Source organism: Vibrio sp. J383 (genome assembly GCF_023503985.1).
In the GTDB taxonomy this organism is placed as follows: domain Bacteria; phylum Pseudomonadota; class Gammaproteobacteria; order Enterobacterales; family Vibrionaceae; genus Vibrio; species Vibrio splendidus.
Genome location: NZ_CP097293.1, coordinates 1,569,045 through 1,584,520 on the forward strand (window position 1 = coordinate 1,569,045; position 15,476 = coordinate 1,584,520).

At 43.0% G+C, this 15,476-nt stretch carries 12 protein-coding genes and 1 pseudogene; 11 read left to right on the forward strand and 2 right to left on the reverse strand.

Features of this window, described 5'->3' with window-relative positions:
• The first annotated feature begins 3 nt into the window (after positions 1–3).
• Both M4S28_RS07090 and M4S28_RS07095 read left to right on the forward strand, forming a co-directional pair.
• Positions 4–3,519: a hypothetical protein gene (locus tag M4S28_RS07090; RefSeq protein WP_249632569.1), complete on the forward strand. Its 3,516-nt coding sequence runs from the start codon at positions 4–6 to the stop codon at positions 3,517–3,519.
• A gap of 62 nt (positions 3,520–3,581) precedes the next feature.
• Positions 3,582–4,484 carry an OmpA family protein gene (locus tag M4S28_RS07095; RefSeq protein WP_249632570.1) on the forward strand — a complete coding sequence of 301 codons (903 nt, stop codon included), beginning with the start codon at positions 3,582–3,584 and terminating at the stop codon, positions 4,482–4,484.
• Between the two features lie 147 nt (positions 4,485–4,631).
• Here the strand turns inward: M4S28_RS07095 and M4S28_RS07100 are convergent, their stop codons facing one another.
• Complete coding sequence (locus M4S28_RS07100) at positions 4,632–5,051, reverse strand: BLUF domain-containing protein (RefSeq protein WP_249632709.1); 420 nt, start codon at positions 5,049–5,051, stop codon at positions 4,632–4,634.
• Positions 5,052–5,256: 205 nt separating this feature from the next.
• Positions 5,257–5,448: a hypothetical protein gene (locus M4S28_RS07105; RefSeq protein ID WP_004734640.1), complete on the reverse strand. Its 192-nt coding sequence runs from the start codon at positions 5,446–5,448 to the stop codon at positions 5,257–5,259.
• 527 nt (positions 5,449–5,975) lie between these two features.
• Between M4S28_RS07105 and M4S28_RS07110 the strand changes: the two genes are divergently transcribed.
• The 9 genes and pseudogenes from M4S28_RS07110 (at position 5,976) to M4S28_RS07150 (ending at position 15,438) form a co-directional block, all read left to right on the forward strand.
• Positions 5,976–6,401 (forward strand): hypothetical protein, encoded by a 426-nt coding sequence (locus M4S28_RS07110; protein ID WP_004734639.1) that lies wholly within the window; start codon positions 5,976–5,978, stop codon positions 6,399–6,401.
• Positions 6,402–6,604: 203 nt separating this feature from the next.
• Positions 6,605–7,417, forward strand: a complete 813-nt coding sequence (locus M4S28_RS07115; RefSeq protein WP_249632571.1) for a hypothetical protein — start codon at positions 6,605–6,607, stop codon at positions 7,415–7,417.
• Positions 7,418–7,540: 123 nt separating this feature from the next.
• Positions 7,541–7,792 (forward strand): TIGR03643 family protein, encoded by a 252-nt coding sequence (locus tag M4S28_RS07120; RefSeq protein ID WP_249632572.1) that lies wholly within the window; start codon positions 7,541–7,543, stop codon positions 7,790–7,792.
• Positions 7,793–7,830: 38 nt separating this feature from the next.
• Positions 7,831–7,929: pseudogene (locus M4S28_RS07125) on the forward strand (DUF3465 domain-containing protein); the annotation flags it as partial.
• A gap of 50 nt (positions 7,930–7,979) precedes the next feature.
• Complete coding sequence (locus M4S28_RS07130) at positions 7,980–8,516, forward strand: GNAT family N-acetyltransferase (protein WP_249632573.1); 537 nt, start codon at positions 7,980–7,982, stop codon at positions 8,514–8,516.
• Positions 8,517–8,530: 14 nt separating this feature from the next.
• Complete coding sequence (locus M4S28_RS07135) at positions 8,531–9,292, forward strand: nucleotidyltransferase domain-containing protein (RefSeq protein ID WP_249632710.1); 762 nt, start codon at positions 8,531–8,533, stop codon at positions 9,290–9,292.
• Positions 9,293–9,998: 706 nt separating this feature from the next.
• Positions 9,999–11,183: an anaerobic sulfatase maturase gene (locus M4S28_RS07140; RefSeq protein WP_249632574.1), complete on the forward strand. Its 1,185-nt coding sequence runs from the start codon at positions 9,999–10,001 to the stop codon at positions 11,181–11,183.
• A 109-nt stretch (positions 11,184–11,292) separates the two neighbouring features.
• Positions 11,293–13,677, forward strand: coding sequence for a beta-glucosidase BglX (bglX, locus tag M4S28_RS07145; protein ID WP_249632575.1), 2,385 nt, complete (start codon positions 11,293–11,295; stop codon positions 13,675–13,677).
• An 87-nt stretch (positions 13,678–13,764) separates the two neighbouring features.
• The gene (locus M4S28_RS07150) at positions 13,765–15,438 is read left to right on the forward strand and encodes a sulfatase family protein (RefSeq protein ID WP_249632576.1); all 1,674 of its coding nucleotides are present in this window, start codon (positions 13,765–13,767) and stop codon (positions 15,436–15,438) included.
• Positions 15,439–15,476: the final 38 nt, after the last annotated feature.

Genomic DNA, 15,476 nt, shown 5'->3' on the forward strand with positions numbered 1-15,476 from the left:
TGTATGAAAGTATTTAGTAAGTCTCGTTTAGCTACGTGTGTGTTGACTGCCATTCCTGTGATGGCGGTAGCGAAAGACACAGGTAAGCTTGAAAAACTCGGTTCTGAGACGACTGGCATTGAAATCACTAAGCCGAACCAAGACCAAGATAGTTCGCGTATTTACCTAGAACAAGGCGCTATTTGGGCAAGCCGCGACATCACTCGCTTTGACCCAGTGCTCGACGTCAGTGTCAGCGATGAGTTGGAAGTCGAGCAGGGCGCACTGCGAGACAGCGTAGGTTTCACCATTACCACCAACTATGGTTACTACATCAAAAAGTACCAGTTGGAAGTGTACCGAGTGGGTGACTTTGGCTTGTCTGAGCCAATCGCTGTACTTGATGGCGACAAACTGGCGAACGACTCTGACATCAATTGGGATGGTCAAACCGATGTTGATTACCAGTTTAATGTCGGTGAGCAGCTGATGTTCCGCCTAAAAGCGTGGGACAAAGATGGCAACATGGATGTGACCACCGTTGGTGTGACTGACTTAGTCAAGCCGGACTCTGAAGTCGAGATCGATCGAAACGATAACGACGATGAAGAGAGTAAAGATAAAAGCTATGGCCAAGCTAAGTTGATGCGTCACAACATCCCTACCAATGCGGGCTTAGCGAAATTCATCGGCACTGGCTTAAAGGGCGTAGATAAAGTCATCATCGGTGAAGATGAATTTGATGTAGAAGATGGCAACTTATACGCAGAACAATACTTACCAACAGACTCCTACATTTTCCCAACCAAGGTTGTGTTTGATAACGGTGATGAACGTCGTTACAAGCTGTACGTTCGTATTCCAGATACGTACTACGCACAAACCGGCTTGGCTGATCTTTATGTTGGTAAGAATAATGTGTCTGGTAATAGCGATGCATTAAGTGTCGATGACCAGTACCAAGATGACATCTATAACCAAGGTCGTTTAGCGTACTTTGGTCAGGGTAAATTTGGCGACAAACTTGGTGTAACGACTCACTTTGATACGCGAGAAAGTGAAATCAAAGACATGTTCAAACATCCGTTCGCCTCCGACGATTCGGATGTGTTCGATATCCTCGAAGACGACGATGAGCTTTATTACGGTAACTATGGTGACAGCTCAAACATCGAAAAAGTGGTCAACACCAAAGGCAAGGTTTACCTCAATGTTGAATACGATAAGTCTCAATACTTGTGGGGTAACTACAACACGGGTTTAACAGGCACCGAAAACAACGATTACAACCGCAGTCTCTATGGTTTCAAAGCTGATTATCGTACTCGCGATACTACACAATACGGTGAAGATCGTTTGAACGTGGTCGGTTTTACTGCCGAAGCAGACTCTTTGTATGCACACGATGAGTTCTTAGGTACGGGCGGTTCTCTGTACTTCCTTCGTCATGGTGAAGCAGTACCGGGAAGTGACAAAGTTTACGTCAAAGTAAAAGATGAATCTGGCCTAGTGCAGAATGAAATCCCACTTGAGCCTGGCGTCGACTATGACTTTGACCCATACCAAGGTCGCATTATTTTGACCAAACCACTCGACAACATCCTATCCGATAGCTTTGGTAGCGTGATTGAAAACGGCGATGATTACGAAAACTTTCTGGTTGTCGATTATGAGTATGTTCCACAAGGTTCAGATTCATTAGATGCGATGTCTTACGGTGGTCGTGCTAAAGGTTGGATCAACGATTACGTTGGTGTTGGCGTGACGTATGCGACTCAAGAAAAGGACAACCAAGACTACGAGTCTTACGGTACGGACTTAACGCTACGTGCCACTGAAGGGACCTACATTAAGGCTGAGTTTGCGCATAGTGAAGGTAGGCAAACCGAGTCGAATTTCTTCTCTACTGATGGTGGTTTAACCTTTACGCCCATTGGCGACACGTTGGAAGACCGCGAGGGTGATAGTGTCCAAATCACAGCTGTCACCAGCCTTTATGATCTTGCTCCAACCATCTTTGGTGCCGTTGGTAATGACCTGAAGCTTTGGTATCGAGACAAAGACGCGGGATACAGCTACGCAAGCAGCAGCGATGACCTTGAACAAGAAGCTTACGGTGCAGAGCTCCGTTTGCAAGCCACCGATCGCTTGGCGGTTCTCTCTCGCTTCTCGACCAATGAAGAGCGCGATGTCGATGGTAATCTAGAAACAGATACTGAAACGATTGAGATCGAGACTCAAGTTAAAATCACCGAGCACATCAAAGTTTCGGCGGCAGGGCAACAAACTGAAGAGCTTAACCAAAGCGACGAGCACAGTGATGCCACCTTAGCGGGTGTGCGTTTGGAATACATGTGGGACAGTGAGAACAGCGTTTACGTCAAAGGGCAAAAGACCGTCGACCAGTCGGATGACTATGATGAAAACGACAGCGCGTCGATTGGTGCTGAATTCCAAGTGTTGGAAGACTTGTCTCTTGGTGGCGAATACACCGATGGCGACCGAGGCCAAGTAGCAGAAGCGACTGTGACTTACGATGTATCCGATGACCACTCAACCTACGTAACTTATGTAGATGATAACTACGAAGGCCAAAACAACGTGATTGTTGGTCAGCGTGCAGACCTCACCAGCAGTGTCGATTTTTACCAAGAGAACCAGTTTGTTGATGAAAATGATGGTCATGGCCGTATCGACTCATACGGCTTTGGCTACGATGTGACGGAAGATGTCGAGATGGGGATTGGTTATCAGCTTGGTGAAATTGAAGATGACCAGAACATTACCACAGAGCGTGAATCTATCAGCTTCAATGCCTCAATTGACCTAGATGACATAACCCTTAGCCACAAATTTGAATACCGAGTGGATAAGAGTGAAGACGACCCTGACATCGCTCAGCGAGAACTTCAACAAATCGTGACGACCAACCGTTATACGCATCACTTAACGGAAGAGTACACATTGTTCGGCAAGTACAACTACTCCATTACCGAAAGCGAGACTACGGGCGAAACCATGGCGCAATTTACTGAAGCCACTGGCGGCCTCGCGTATCGTCCGATCTACAACGATCGACTCAATTTACTGAGCCGCTACACGTATATTGCAGATTTCGATCAACTGGATCGCGATGTGGATTATCAAGACGAAACCAGTCAGATCATTGAAGTTGAAGCGATCTATTCGATTGACCAACATTGGGACGTCGGTACTAAGTACGCCCATAAAGACAAACAGCAAGCTTTTGAACGAGCATCTGGTGCGAATGAGATGGTTAAAAGTGACATCGACCTATATGGACTTAGCGCTTCTTATCGCGTGATGAAAGAGTGGGATGTGACGGGTGAATACCACTGGAAAACAGACACACTCAACGATGAGCTAGAACACGGTGCGCTAGTTTCGGTGAACAAGCACATTGGCGAGAACTTTAAAATGGGGATTGGTTATAACTTCTCTGCGTTTGATCGTGACTTAACCAATGATGACGACTACGACGCATCCGGTGTGTTCATTAACTTAGTCGGTAAGATCTAAGCCAGCCCCAAAGTGGGTTGAAAGTTAAGAGTTGAGAATTCGAAGTGACAGTTAAGAGTAAGATGAAAACAATTATTTTCCTAATAAGCGCAGTGATGAGTACTTTGCTGCTGTCCGGCTGTGCAACCGACACCTATGTGAGTCAGGAGAACCGAGACAAGTTTGCTGGTATCGATGTGTCTAAGTTTTTAATCAGCGAGTGTTTGGCGCCAGAGCGTGAGGTGCATATCGCCATCGCAGAGCATTTTGCGTTTGATAGATATCAATTACGCGACCTCGACAAGATCAACTTAGATACCTTTGTTAAAGAGATCAGAGGCTTAAAAGGGCGCATCACGATTGTCGGCCATACTGATTACAAAGGTTCTCTGGAATACAACGAACGTCTTTCACAGCGCCGTTCTAAATCGGTCGCAGATTATTTGAAAGGGCAATTAGACCCAACGCAATATGACTGGGAAGTGAAACACCTTGGTGAGACTCAACCCCTTCTGCTTGGTAAGACAGATAAAGACCTAGCGGAGAACCGCCGTGCATTTATTGTGTTTGAAGAAGCTCAGAAGTACGAAGATATGCCTTTCTGTGAGCCACCAAAACCAGAACGTAAAGTTTATATGGCAATGACGCCGCACTTCGATTTCGACAAATCAGTACTCAAGCAAGAAGATCTAACTCAGTTAGATGACTTCACAACTAAATTGAGCGGCCTGCAAGGTAGTATTATGGTGGCAGGGCACACCGACCAATCGGGTTCACTTTCTTACAATGAAAAGCTGGCAGAGCGCCGCGCAGAAACGGTGGTTGAATACCTCAAAACCAAACTCGACCCTAAGCAATTCATCTGGGAAGTGAAGTCATTTGGTAAGTTGCAGCCTGCGATTAATGAACGCTCTGAAAAAGCCGATGCATTAAACCGCCGCGCGTTCATTGTGTTCAAAGAGTCTGATATTACCGCCGAACAGTAAGCGCTTGCTGGCAGCGAGCAGGGAGTGATCAGCACTGAGAGCAAATAGGAAATACTAACGATTAGATCACTCTAGATTCAACTGCAAAAAAGCCCCTACGTTGGGGCTTTTTGTTGCTCGCTCTAGGGATTAAGTCAGGTCGAATATCTATTCAGATGGCAAATTTTGCTTTAACTCTAAAAGCATTCGGTAAGCACTTTCGCCAGACATTTCGTACGGGTTAAATTGGCCTGACGTTGAAAACTGTAAGTTCAACAGATCGGTTAAATTGGACTGCGGAATGTCTCCCATCGACCAATCTCCAAATTCTCTGCTATCAATCTCTTTAAAATAAAGTATTGCGACGTGATTGTGTCTCTCGTCGTTAAGAATATGATTGTACGTGTGGTTAACGGCCTCTCTAGACCCTTCAATACATTGAAGAAAGTACTTTTGATTATGGCTGAGGAGCCCCGTTAAATGGCTTTGCCGATTATGATCTCGCGAGATAGCGAGTATCTCCTCCAATGCTTTGGAATCACAACATTCGGAAAGCGTACTGACATAAATTAACCGAGTTAGGAACATAGGCATCATTTCGAATTTTTGTTCAAAGGGTATTAATAAATATAAGCCAAGCTCATGGAATTGCTAGTTATTGATTTAATTGTCACTCGGTGGCTTTTGGAAGAGAGAGGATGGGGATGAAGTAGAAAAGGGCAGGTCGCAAGATACGCTAAAATGACTCGAATGTTGGCCATTCAATTATTTTAGCGACCTGCTTGTGAGCTCGTTAGTTGTTTAGAATTGAAATCGATTCAACGTTTGAAGACGCATCAAAACGAACATTGACCAACACACTCTCTCGTTCGAAAGTCACATCATCAAAGTCAGTAGCCGCAATCTTGAATCCATTTCTTGCGAATAAACTCGTCACTGTTGTTCGTTGTTTCTGTTCCATAGCGCATGTCAGTAGTTCATTCATCGTGATCTCCATTAGGTAACCGTGTGCATAATGTAAGCGTACAGTCTCTTTGTTATGAGATCAATTGCTTAATCGATAAGCTATGTTGATATGTTCAATTGAATGATTTTGGCATTCAAAAAATCAATGATCAAGAGGGAGGGTGGTTGTTCTGATTATGGAAGATGGAGCGTTATGTGACCGTGGTTCAGCATTCCTAGAGCGTGAGATTCATTGCAAAAATCTCTTTGAAATAAGTAGTTACAAAGCAGGGTGAACCATGCCCGCCGTTTAGTCTGTTTGGTCGATTATCGGAATCACTATCGGCCTATATCTAACTTAACTAAAGTACACCGATTTATGATGAGTAGGTTCCTTAATGAGCCTTCTTTATATTGAAATTTAAAATGTAAGACGGTGTTGTTATAAGTGTTATTAATTGCATAAGCTTGATTTTAATATTAGTTTGATTTATAAAATGAGCACTCGTTCATTAACTTCATGATTATATTAGTTTTTACTAACCTTTAATAACATGGAGAAAGGCGATGAAAAAGAATCAAACACGCAACAGGTTAGCGAATTTAGTGCGACTTCGTAGGTCATACAAAGCATCAGATTTTCTGGTGAGCTCTAACGAACTCCGAGTTAAGAAAGATGTGTATAGCTTACGTAAAATCAAACAGTTAGAAATTCGTCAATTGGGTCTTAAAGAAAACGCAATCAATATTGTTTCGTTGGCTTTAGTCCTCTCGGCTGCGACTTGGGCATTCGTGCCTCAGTTCGGTTTACCGATGCTCGCACTGACCTTTATTTTGGCGTTTGTTACATGGCGAAGATATGAGTTGCGTGCAGAGTTTAAAGGAGCCGATGAAACTGGCGACCATTGGGTTTCCGTGGCGCGCGGCTGTACTCGAGAAGAGTTCAAAGTGCTGAAAAACGTTGAATTGGCTTTACGAGACCAAGTTTCTTAGTAAGCAGGGTGTCGTAATAAGTTAGGTTTAATAATAAACAAGGCTCGTCACTCGTTGGCGAGCTTTTTATTTTCTGAAAAGCATAGATAGAGCAGGTTACTTTTGTACGCCAACGACGATGTTGGTAATGGTGATCTTTATGAATCTTAAGTCACGGCATTTATAATGGTCTTTAGGACTTTGAACTTAGGGAGACGGTGGCGGTGAATACACAAGTAAATAAGAGTTTCTTCAAAAGGCTCATCCAGTTAGTTGGTTGTGTTTTGATTATAGTGTTGAGCAATAGTCGACTCTCCAATGCTCAAAGCATCGAGTTTCCTACTTGTGTGAAGAGTGAGGTTTTGAATACAGAGATCCATCTTTATGTTGATGAATCTGTATTAGCCGAATATTCCAAAGCATTTGTTGCCTCTAAAATAGCGACATGGGAAAGCTATTCGAATCTGGTGTTGAAAAACTCCTGCATTCCTATGACGCGAAAAGTCACCAAGGTGATTTATACGTCTGAAATCGACAGCCTTTGGTTTCAAGATTTGGGCGCAGCAGAGAGGTTATTAAAACTCTCGATGGAAGAACCGATTCCAGAAACAACAGAAGACGGCGTCCCCATTTTTACTGGGATAGTATTTTCTAATTATAATTTTAGCTTTGAGTCTGATTACTGTGGTATGTCATCTTCGGTATCCTACTTTTTTTCTTTAGCGATAAACTGCCCTGATTACTTAATGGAGCATGAAATTGGCCATTTAAGTGGTGCTAATCATGACTATAAAACGTTATTGAAAGATTTTGATAGTATAGAAAGTTACATTTCTGGAACGTATCCAAGAGCTCCTCAATATTCCTTCGGTGCAATTTGTGCTGACAGAGGGACAGTGATGTCTTATGAGCGAGATGTTATACCTGCATATTCCAGCCCGGACATCAGAGTAGATGGCACAAAGTGCGGGGATAGCAAATACCACAATAATGCGAGAGTGCTTAGAGAGTTCGCACAAGCTTATTTAACCCCATGATTGCCTAGTTGGTAGCCTGTTGTTTTATCGAGCGTTATACCGCGTTCAATTCAAAGTGTTTGTCCTGTGATCTTTAAATCTAAAACGAGCGTATTTCTTCCAGTTTATAAAGGAAGAGTATGCATGATGCTATCTAAAGAGAATGAATCAAGAATTATCGAAATGGCGTGGGAAGACAGAACGCCGTTTGAAGCAATAGAACAGCAATTTGGTTTGAATGAATCGCAAGTGATTCGTTTTATGCGTAGCCATCTCAAGCTTGGCAGTTTTAAGCTGTGGCGCTCACGTGTTTCTGGGCGCTCGACCAAGCATGTAAAACTGCGCAGTTTGGACGTTTCGAGAGGTTATTGTCCGACTCAGTACAAGCACCGCTAGATAGGGACTTATTTAGTCAGCCCAATGACATTTCATTATGGAACAAGAAAGGTGGCGTAATGCACTGGACGCACAAAGACCCTTGTAATCATCACACTCATGGTTGGTTGAAGCATAACGGGAAAGTATACGAGTAAACACCTCCGAAGCTTTTCCCTTCATGGCTATAAAATAAAAAGGAATTTTGATGTTTAAGCTGGAAACTGACAGGTTGATTCTTCGAGATATGAGTCTTGAAGACGAGTGTGCCTTTGTTGCGATGTCTCAAGACGCTAAGTATCAGCGTTTCTATGATGAAAGTGATTGCGAACCTAACAAATATCGAGAGCTAACTCAGTTGTTTGTTGCGCAGGCTTTGGAAGTTCCGCGCCAGTCTTTTCAATTAGCGGTTGAAAGCAAAGACTCGGGGAAGTTTATTGGAACCGTTTGTTTGCGCCTTGAGGGTGATCGACAAGCTTCGATGGGCAGTGCTTTCTCAAGGGAAACTCAGGGAAAAGGGCTTTCTATAGAAGCATCTGAAGCCCTCGCTGATTTTGGTTTCTCAGAGTTAGGCATACACCGTATCTACGCCGAAACCATCAGCAAGAACTTGGCTGCGATTAAATTATGTAAGTCACTGGGAATGAAACAAGAGGCGTGTTTTAAAGATCATCGATTCTTCAAAGGTCAATGGTGTGATACCGTTGTGTTGGCGGTTCTACGTTCTGAATGGGAAAAGGCTTAGTGATGGAAAGTGGCATACAGAAGCTAGATAGAGGGCTCGATAAAGACGGATTCATTGAAAATCTTTATTTGCCAAAGAACATTGCGCCAGAATTTCAAGACGTGGTGTCAGCAGTCGTTGATTCGCTGCTAAGAGAACTTCCAGGTCAAGTTGACGGCATCTACTTATATGGAAGCGTGCCGAGAGGGGCAGCCATTGTTGGTCACTCTGATTTGGATGTTTCTATCGTACTCGTTACGCCTATTCGTCAGAGAGAAAAGGAAGTATTTAACCTACTTTCCGACACCATACCCCAAATCTATCCTCAAGTGACTAAGCTTGATATTGATCCAGGATCTCTCTCAGAGGTTCTGCAGCCCAGCGAAGAATTCCATTGGCAGTTTTGGCTCAAGCATTGTTGCTGTTGTATTTGGGGGAATGATTTATCTATAAAGTTTCCACGATATAAGCCCAGTAATGAAATAGCCCAAGCTCTTAATGGCGATTTATCGACTTTTCTTAAGCAAATGACCCCGAGTTTTAAAACAATGGTTGATACAGATGTCGCTAAGGTGATTGGCAAGAGGCTAGTTCGAGCGGCGTATTACTTTGTGGCCGAGCAAGACGGCAGTTGGTACACAAACTTGACCCTATGCGCTGCAGTCGCCAAGCGTTATTACCCCAATCAAAGCGACGATATTGAGCTAGCTCATCAATACGCTCTCGGAAATTTGATATCTAAAACAGAGGCCTTTGAGCTTTATGAAAGACTAAGTAAAAAGCTTGTTCTGCGTTAAGTATTGACACAAGTTAGAAAATCAAACTTAACCACCGTGCAACGGTTCAAGGAAACCCCGATGTTGGTAGTTTCTTAACTGACCGTACAGAAACTGAATATAATCCAATGTTTTACCTAACTGATTCTTACGAAATTTAGCGAGAAAATACAAATCATCTTAACTTAAATTATTGATTTATAAGTTTTAGTTTGAGGTGTTAGCGCGGTACTTTCCAAAAAGTTAAACAGTAAAAAATGTAAATTCGATACAATAATCTCCCCTGTTTTGTTTAGGCAGCCCTAGTAATTCATATAAGTATAAATATATGAATTACTAAAACCAAGAGACGCCTTCATCTCGGTGCATGCCACCACACTCTCAATCTACTCAGAGCGTCCAGCGCTTGCAAGTTGATCACATCTGTCACTAGAAGAGCGGCTGTTAGCAAAATCTTAGAGCTTATCTATCAAGACTTCATATATCACGACCTTGCACTCACTTGAAATGAAGCACCTTATATCTAGCTAGCAAGTTTAAAGCTAATGGATAGGCTTATCTCTAAGAGTGAATAAAACAGATGAGCATCACATTTTCCTAATGATGATGTTGGTAATGGTTTCATATGTGGTAAATTCCACATGTGAAACGCAAGGATGTGTTGACCAATAATGTATTTACGTTGTTTTGAGCATGAGATCCTATGAGTTTAACTAAGTTCCACATTATGGCTAAACCAGCCAGTTTCAAATGTAATCTGAAGTGTGATTACTGTTTTTATTTAGAGAAAGAAGCTTTCATTCAAGAGACCAATGAACACTACTTAATGTCAGATAATAGCTTGAGAAATTACATAAAAAATTATATTCGAGAGTGTGATTTAGATGTAATTGACTTTGCTTGGCAAGGTGGTGAGCCAACATTAGCGGGCTTAGATTTTTTTGAACGAGCAGTTAAATATCAAAATAAATATGCTAATGGAAAGAAGATTACGAATAGTTTCCAAACAAATGCAATTTCAATAAATAGTAAATGGGCAAAGTTTTTTTACGAAAATAATTTCTTACTTGGAGTTTCCATTGATGGTATTTCTGATGTACACGATAGGTATCGTATATCTATTAACGGCAATCCAACTTTTGATAAAGTAAAAAGCTCGATAGAGCTATTGATAAAGCATAATGTTGAATTTAATACCTTAACTGTTGTAAACGATAAGAATTGGTATCGCGGAAAAGAAACCTATCAGGCATTAAAATCGATGGGGGTTGAACATATGCAGTTCATTCCTATTGTAGAGGTAGATCAAAGTCTTACTCGATGCAGCGGCGCCAATCAGACAATTAAAGACACCAGTGAAATGGCTTCTTTTTCTGTGCCTCCTCATGGTTTTGGGGTCTTTCTATCTGATGTGTTTGACCAGTGGGTTCGCACGGACATAGGTAAAATTTATGTCCAAACCTTTGAGAGCATACTGTCTACTTGGATTGGTCATGGTGCAACTATCTGTCACCATTTGAACGAGTGTGGGACGTCATTAGTGCTTGAGCATGATGGTGATCTCTATTCTTGTGACCATTATGTTTATCCATCACATAAGCTTGGCAACATTCACGATACAAGCATTAAAAAATTGGCTTCAAGCAAAAGACAGAGTCAGTTTGGTAAAGCTAAAAATAAAAAGATCTCAGACTATTGTCGTCAATGTGAATATTATTCACTTTGTAATTCTGGTTGCCCAAAACACAGAGTATTTAAGTCAACTAGTGGGAAATATAAAGACAACTATCTTTGTGAATCTTATAAGTTAATATTTTCTAAGACGTCGCCTGCAATGAAGATGATGGTTCATCAAATTCAAAGTGGGGGGGCTCCTCAAAATATAATGGCTTTGTATGCCATGAGTAATTAAATAAAAGCAATTAAATACAGAACGTAACAAGTTATGCAGTGAATAAATATCTGCAGGGCTTTTTACGTCTTAAAAATAGAATTTATTCATTTAGTCGGAGATAAAACTGATGAAAACCACTCTAAAGCGAAGCCTTTTGGCGCTTAGTATTTCAGTAAGCTTGCCTGTAATGGCTCAAACCATGTTTAGCGATGTTATTAATGTTGAGCCAACAGAGCCTGTCTCAACTTCAATTTGGAACGATGACAAATCACAGATGAATGCTTTCATTTCGGACCTAATTTCGAAAATGACCATTGAAGAAAAAATCGGCCAGCTTGATTTGCAAAGTGGTACGCGAAATGTAACGGGTCCTTCTGTCAACGAAGAGTATGAGGGGCAAATTCGTCGAGGTGAGGTAGGTGCAATTTTCAACTCTTATGGCGCCGAATGGACTAAGAAGCTACAAACAATGGCGGTGGAAGAGACTCGATTAGGGATTCCTCTTATTGTTGGTCATGACATTATTCATGGTCACCACACAATTTTCCCTCAATCTATCGGTGAAGCTGCTTCTTGGGATCTTGAAGCTATCAAACTTGCTTCCCGTATTGCAGCGCGAGAGGCGGCAGCTGATGGTATTAGTTGGACGTTCGCGCCAATGGCGGACATCACGCGAGATCCACGTTGGGGTCGTGTATCAGAAGGTGCTGGGGAAGATGCATTCTTAGGCTCTGCGATCGCGGCTGCTCGTGTAAAAGGTTTCCAAGGTGAAGACCTTTCTGATGTTGATACTGTGATGGCAACGGCAAAACACTTTGTTGGTTACGGCTTGTCTCAAGGTGGTCGTGATTACCACACTACAGATGTATCAGACCACGAACTGTGGACCACTCAAATGCCTCCATTCAAAGCGATGGTTGATGCGGGTGTTGCCACCTTCATGACCTCGTTCAACGACCTGAACGGTATTCCTGCATCAGGCTCTAAAATGCTTTTAACTGACGTGTTACGTGAACAGTGGGGTTTTGAAGGGTTTGTTGTTACTGACTACACCGCAATCAATGAACTCGTTCCTCACGGTTATGCTAAGGACGATAAACATGCTGCAGAAATTGCGTTTAACGCTGGTGCAGACATGGACATGGTAGGTCTTCTTTACCTCAACTACATGAAGCAGTTGGTAGAGGAAGGCAAGGTGAACATGGAGCAGATCGATAACTCTGTTCGTCTGATTCTTGAGATGAAGTGGCGTCTAGGTCTATTCGAAGACCCATACCGTTACTCAAGTGGTGAGCGTGCTGAAGCTGAACTTCTTAAACAAGAGAATTTAGACGCCGCACGAGATGTCGCGAGAAAGTCGTTTGTTCTATTAAAGAATGAGCAGAATGCACTTCCTCTTGATATCAATAATATTGACTCAATTGCACTGATTGGCCCAATGGCTGACCGCACTAACGACATGATTGGTAACTGGTCAGCAACGGGTGATCGTCAGACAGTGCCGGTCACGATTCGCCAAGGCTTGGAAGAGCGTTTAGGTGATGATGTTCAAATTAACTATGCGCAAGGTGCGACCCACTCATACATCTACAACGCTGAAGACTATGAAGTTAAGAAGCACCTAAGAATGCTTCCTTCTATCTATGAGAATGATCCAACTCTGGAGCAAAACATCCAAGAAGCGATTGAAGTGGCGAATAAGTCAGACGTGATTGTATTGGTTGTTGGTGAAGATTGGCGTATGTCAGGTGAGGCGGCAAGTCGTACGGATATTACTCTACCAGGTAATCAGCAGCGTCTAATGGAAGAGCTAAAGAAGCTTGATAAACCAATGAACGTAGTTGTTATGAGTGGCCGACCAAATGACCTTTCTTGGTTAGACGACAACGCAGATAGTATTTTACACACATGGTATCCAGGTACTTCTGGCGGTCACGCTGTATCTGACGTGTTGGTTGGTGACTACTCGCCATCGGGCAAGCTTCCGATGAGTTTCCCGCGTTCAGTAGGTCAAGTTCCTGTGTTCTATAACGAGAAAAATACGGGACGCCCATATGACGCTGAAAACCCTAATCAGCGTGCTGAACACTACAAGTCACGTTATGACGATTCAGATAACACACCGCTGTACGCATTCGGTCACGGCATGTCTTACGCATCATTTGAATACAGCGATATCAAGCTTTCATCAGCGACAATGTCGATCGACGGCGAAATCAAAGTATCGGTTGATGTTACCAATAACGGAGCTCATGCAGGTGAAGAGGTAGTGCAACTCTACACGCGCCAAATGGTTGGATCGATTACTCGACCAGTTAAAGAGCTGAAAGGTTTTGAGAAGGTTCATTTTGAAAAAGGTGAAACCAAGACAATTAGCTTTACTTTGAAATCTGAAGATCTTGCCTTCTACCGCGCGGGCATGGATTGGGGTGTAGAGCCTGGTGAATTCCAAGTCTTCGTTGGCACGGCTTCGGACGATGTTAAAGATGCAAACTTCGTCGTCACTAAGTAATTAAGAACAAAGAACCACGTGTTTTGTAGAACGCGTGGTTAACAAAACCCCTGTAGCAACACACGTACTTCTTAAAAGGTATATATCTTGAAAAAAAAAATACTCTCGCTGGTAGTGGCCGGTGCGTTAGCGCAAACTGGTTGCGCCACAGACACAGACACAGATAACAAGGAGACATTGGCGGTTCAGCAAGAAAATGAACGGCCAAATATCCTTTTCATCATGACGGATGATCATGCTGTACAAGCTTTAAGTGCATATGGCCATGAAATCTCAAAAATTGCGCCGACACCTAATATCGATAGAATCGCAGAAAGTGGCGTTAAGTTCACGAGTTCGTATGTAACTAACTCCCTTTGTGGTCCTTCTCGTGCAGCTATGTTTACAGGTAAGTTTGGCCATAAAAATGGTTTTAATTATAACGGTCAAACGTTTGATGGTACTCAAGACCACTGGGCCAACAAACTTCAAGATTCTGGCTATACAACGGCCATGATTGGTAAGTGGCACATCAACCGAATTCCAGATGATTTTAAGTTTGACCATTGGGATATCTTGAACGATCAGGGGGAGTATTATAACCCTGATTTTATTACGGAAGATGGCGTTCAAATGGAGATGGGTTATACAACAGACCTGATCACAGAGAAAACCATTAAGTGGCTTGATGAGCAGAGAGACAAAGACAAGCCGTTTGCGCTCTTAATGCACCATAAAGCGCCGCACCGAAATTGGATGCCAGCCCCGCGTCATACTCAGACTTTTGCCGAAACTGAGTTCCCGGTCCCTGAGACGTACTTCGACGATTACGATGGTCGAGTCGCTGCCCAAAAGCAAAAACTGAATATCTATCGGGATACGCAGGAAGGCCACGACTTAAAGATGACCATAGGTGTTGGTGAAACCGAGTGGCGTCGTGATATTTGGCCGCACTTGCTGGAAAGACTCACCCCAGAGCAACGCGCAGAATGGGATGCAGCATACCAAGAACGCAATGATTGGTTTAACGCCAATGAAGCAGATATGACCGAAGAAGAGATCGCAATTTGGAAGTATCAACGCTATATGCAGGACTACCTAGCGACGATCATATCGGTCGATGAAAGTGTCGGTGAAGTGCTTGATTACTTAGAAGAGAACGATCTTACTGACAACACCTTGGTTGTATACACATCTGATCAAGGCTTCTTCTTAGGTGAGCACGGTTTCTTCGATAAGCGATTCATGTATGAAGAGACATTCTCTACTCCGCTTGTGATGCAGCTTCCAGGGCGTATCGCGCCAGGTACAGTTGTAGATGAACTTGTACAAAACATCGACTACGCACCAACATTTATGGATCTAGCGGGTGTTGAGGCTTACCCAGATATTGATGGTAAGTCACTGGTTGAGTTAATGACAACAGGTGAAGCGCAAGAGTGGCGTTCGAGCTTGTACTACCACTTCTATGAGATGCCAGGTTTCCACCGCGTCGCACGCCATTACGGTGTGAGTGATGGTGACTACAAGTTGATTCATTTCTACTTCCCTGATGATAACTGGGAGTTTTATGACTTAAGCAAAGATCCTAACGAGATGAATAACGCGATTGATGATCCTGCCTACAAGCAAGAGATCGCGCGTATGCAAGAAGAGTTAGAGTCTTTGAAGAAGCAGTACTCGGTACCACCAAAAGAAGAGTGGGAATCGATGGATCTAAAACGTAAGCCAAAAGAACGTTTAGAAGATCTGTTCCCTCACAGCTTCGAAAACAAAAAGTAGTTTCCCTATCTACGTAAAGGTGGTGGCAATACCACCTT

Bases quoted from the DNA above. Each gene is read 5' to 3' on its own strand.
- M4S28_RS07090 (WP_249632569.1), top strand. From the start codon at position 4: ATGAAAGTATTTAGTAAGTCTCGTTTAGCTACGTGTGTGTTGACTGCC.
- M4S28_RS07095 (WP_249632570.1), top strand. From the start codon at position 3,582: ATGAAAACAATTATTTTCCTAATAAGCGCAGTGATGAGTACTTTGCTG.
- M4S28_RS07100 (WP_249632709.1), bottom strand. From the start codon at position 5,051: ATGTTCCTAACTCGGTTAATTTATGTCAGTACGCTTTCCGAATGTTGT.
- M4S28_RS07105 (WP_004734640.1), bottom strand. From the start codon at position 5,448: ATGAATGAACTACTGACATGCGCTATGGAACAGAAACAACGAACAACA.
- M4S28_RS07110 (WP_004734639.1), top strand. From the start codon at position 5,976: ATGAAAAAGAATCAAACACGCAACAGGTTAGCGAATTTAGTGCGACTT.
- M4S28_RS07120 (WP_249632572.1), top strand. From the start codon at position 7,541: ATGATGCTATCTAAAGAGAATGAATCAAGAATTATCGAAATGGCGTGG.
- M4S28_RS07130 (WP_249632573.1), top strand. From the start codon at position 7,980: ATGTTTAAGCTGGAAACTGACAGGTTGATTCTTCGAGATATGAGTCTT.
- M4S28_RS07140 (WP_249632574.1), top strand. From the start codon at position 9,999: ATGGCTAAACCAGCCAGTTTCAAATGTAATCTGAAGTGTGATTACTGT.
- bglX (WP_249632575.1), top strand. From the start codon at position 11,293: ATGAAAACCACTCTAAAGCGAAGCCTTTTGGCGCTTAGTATTTCAGTA.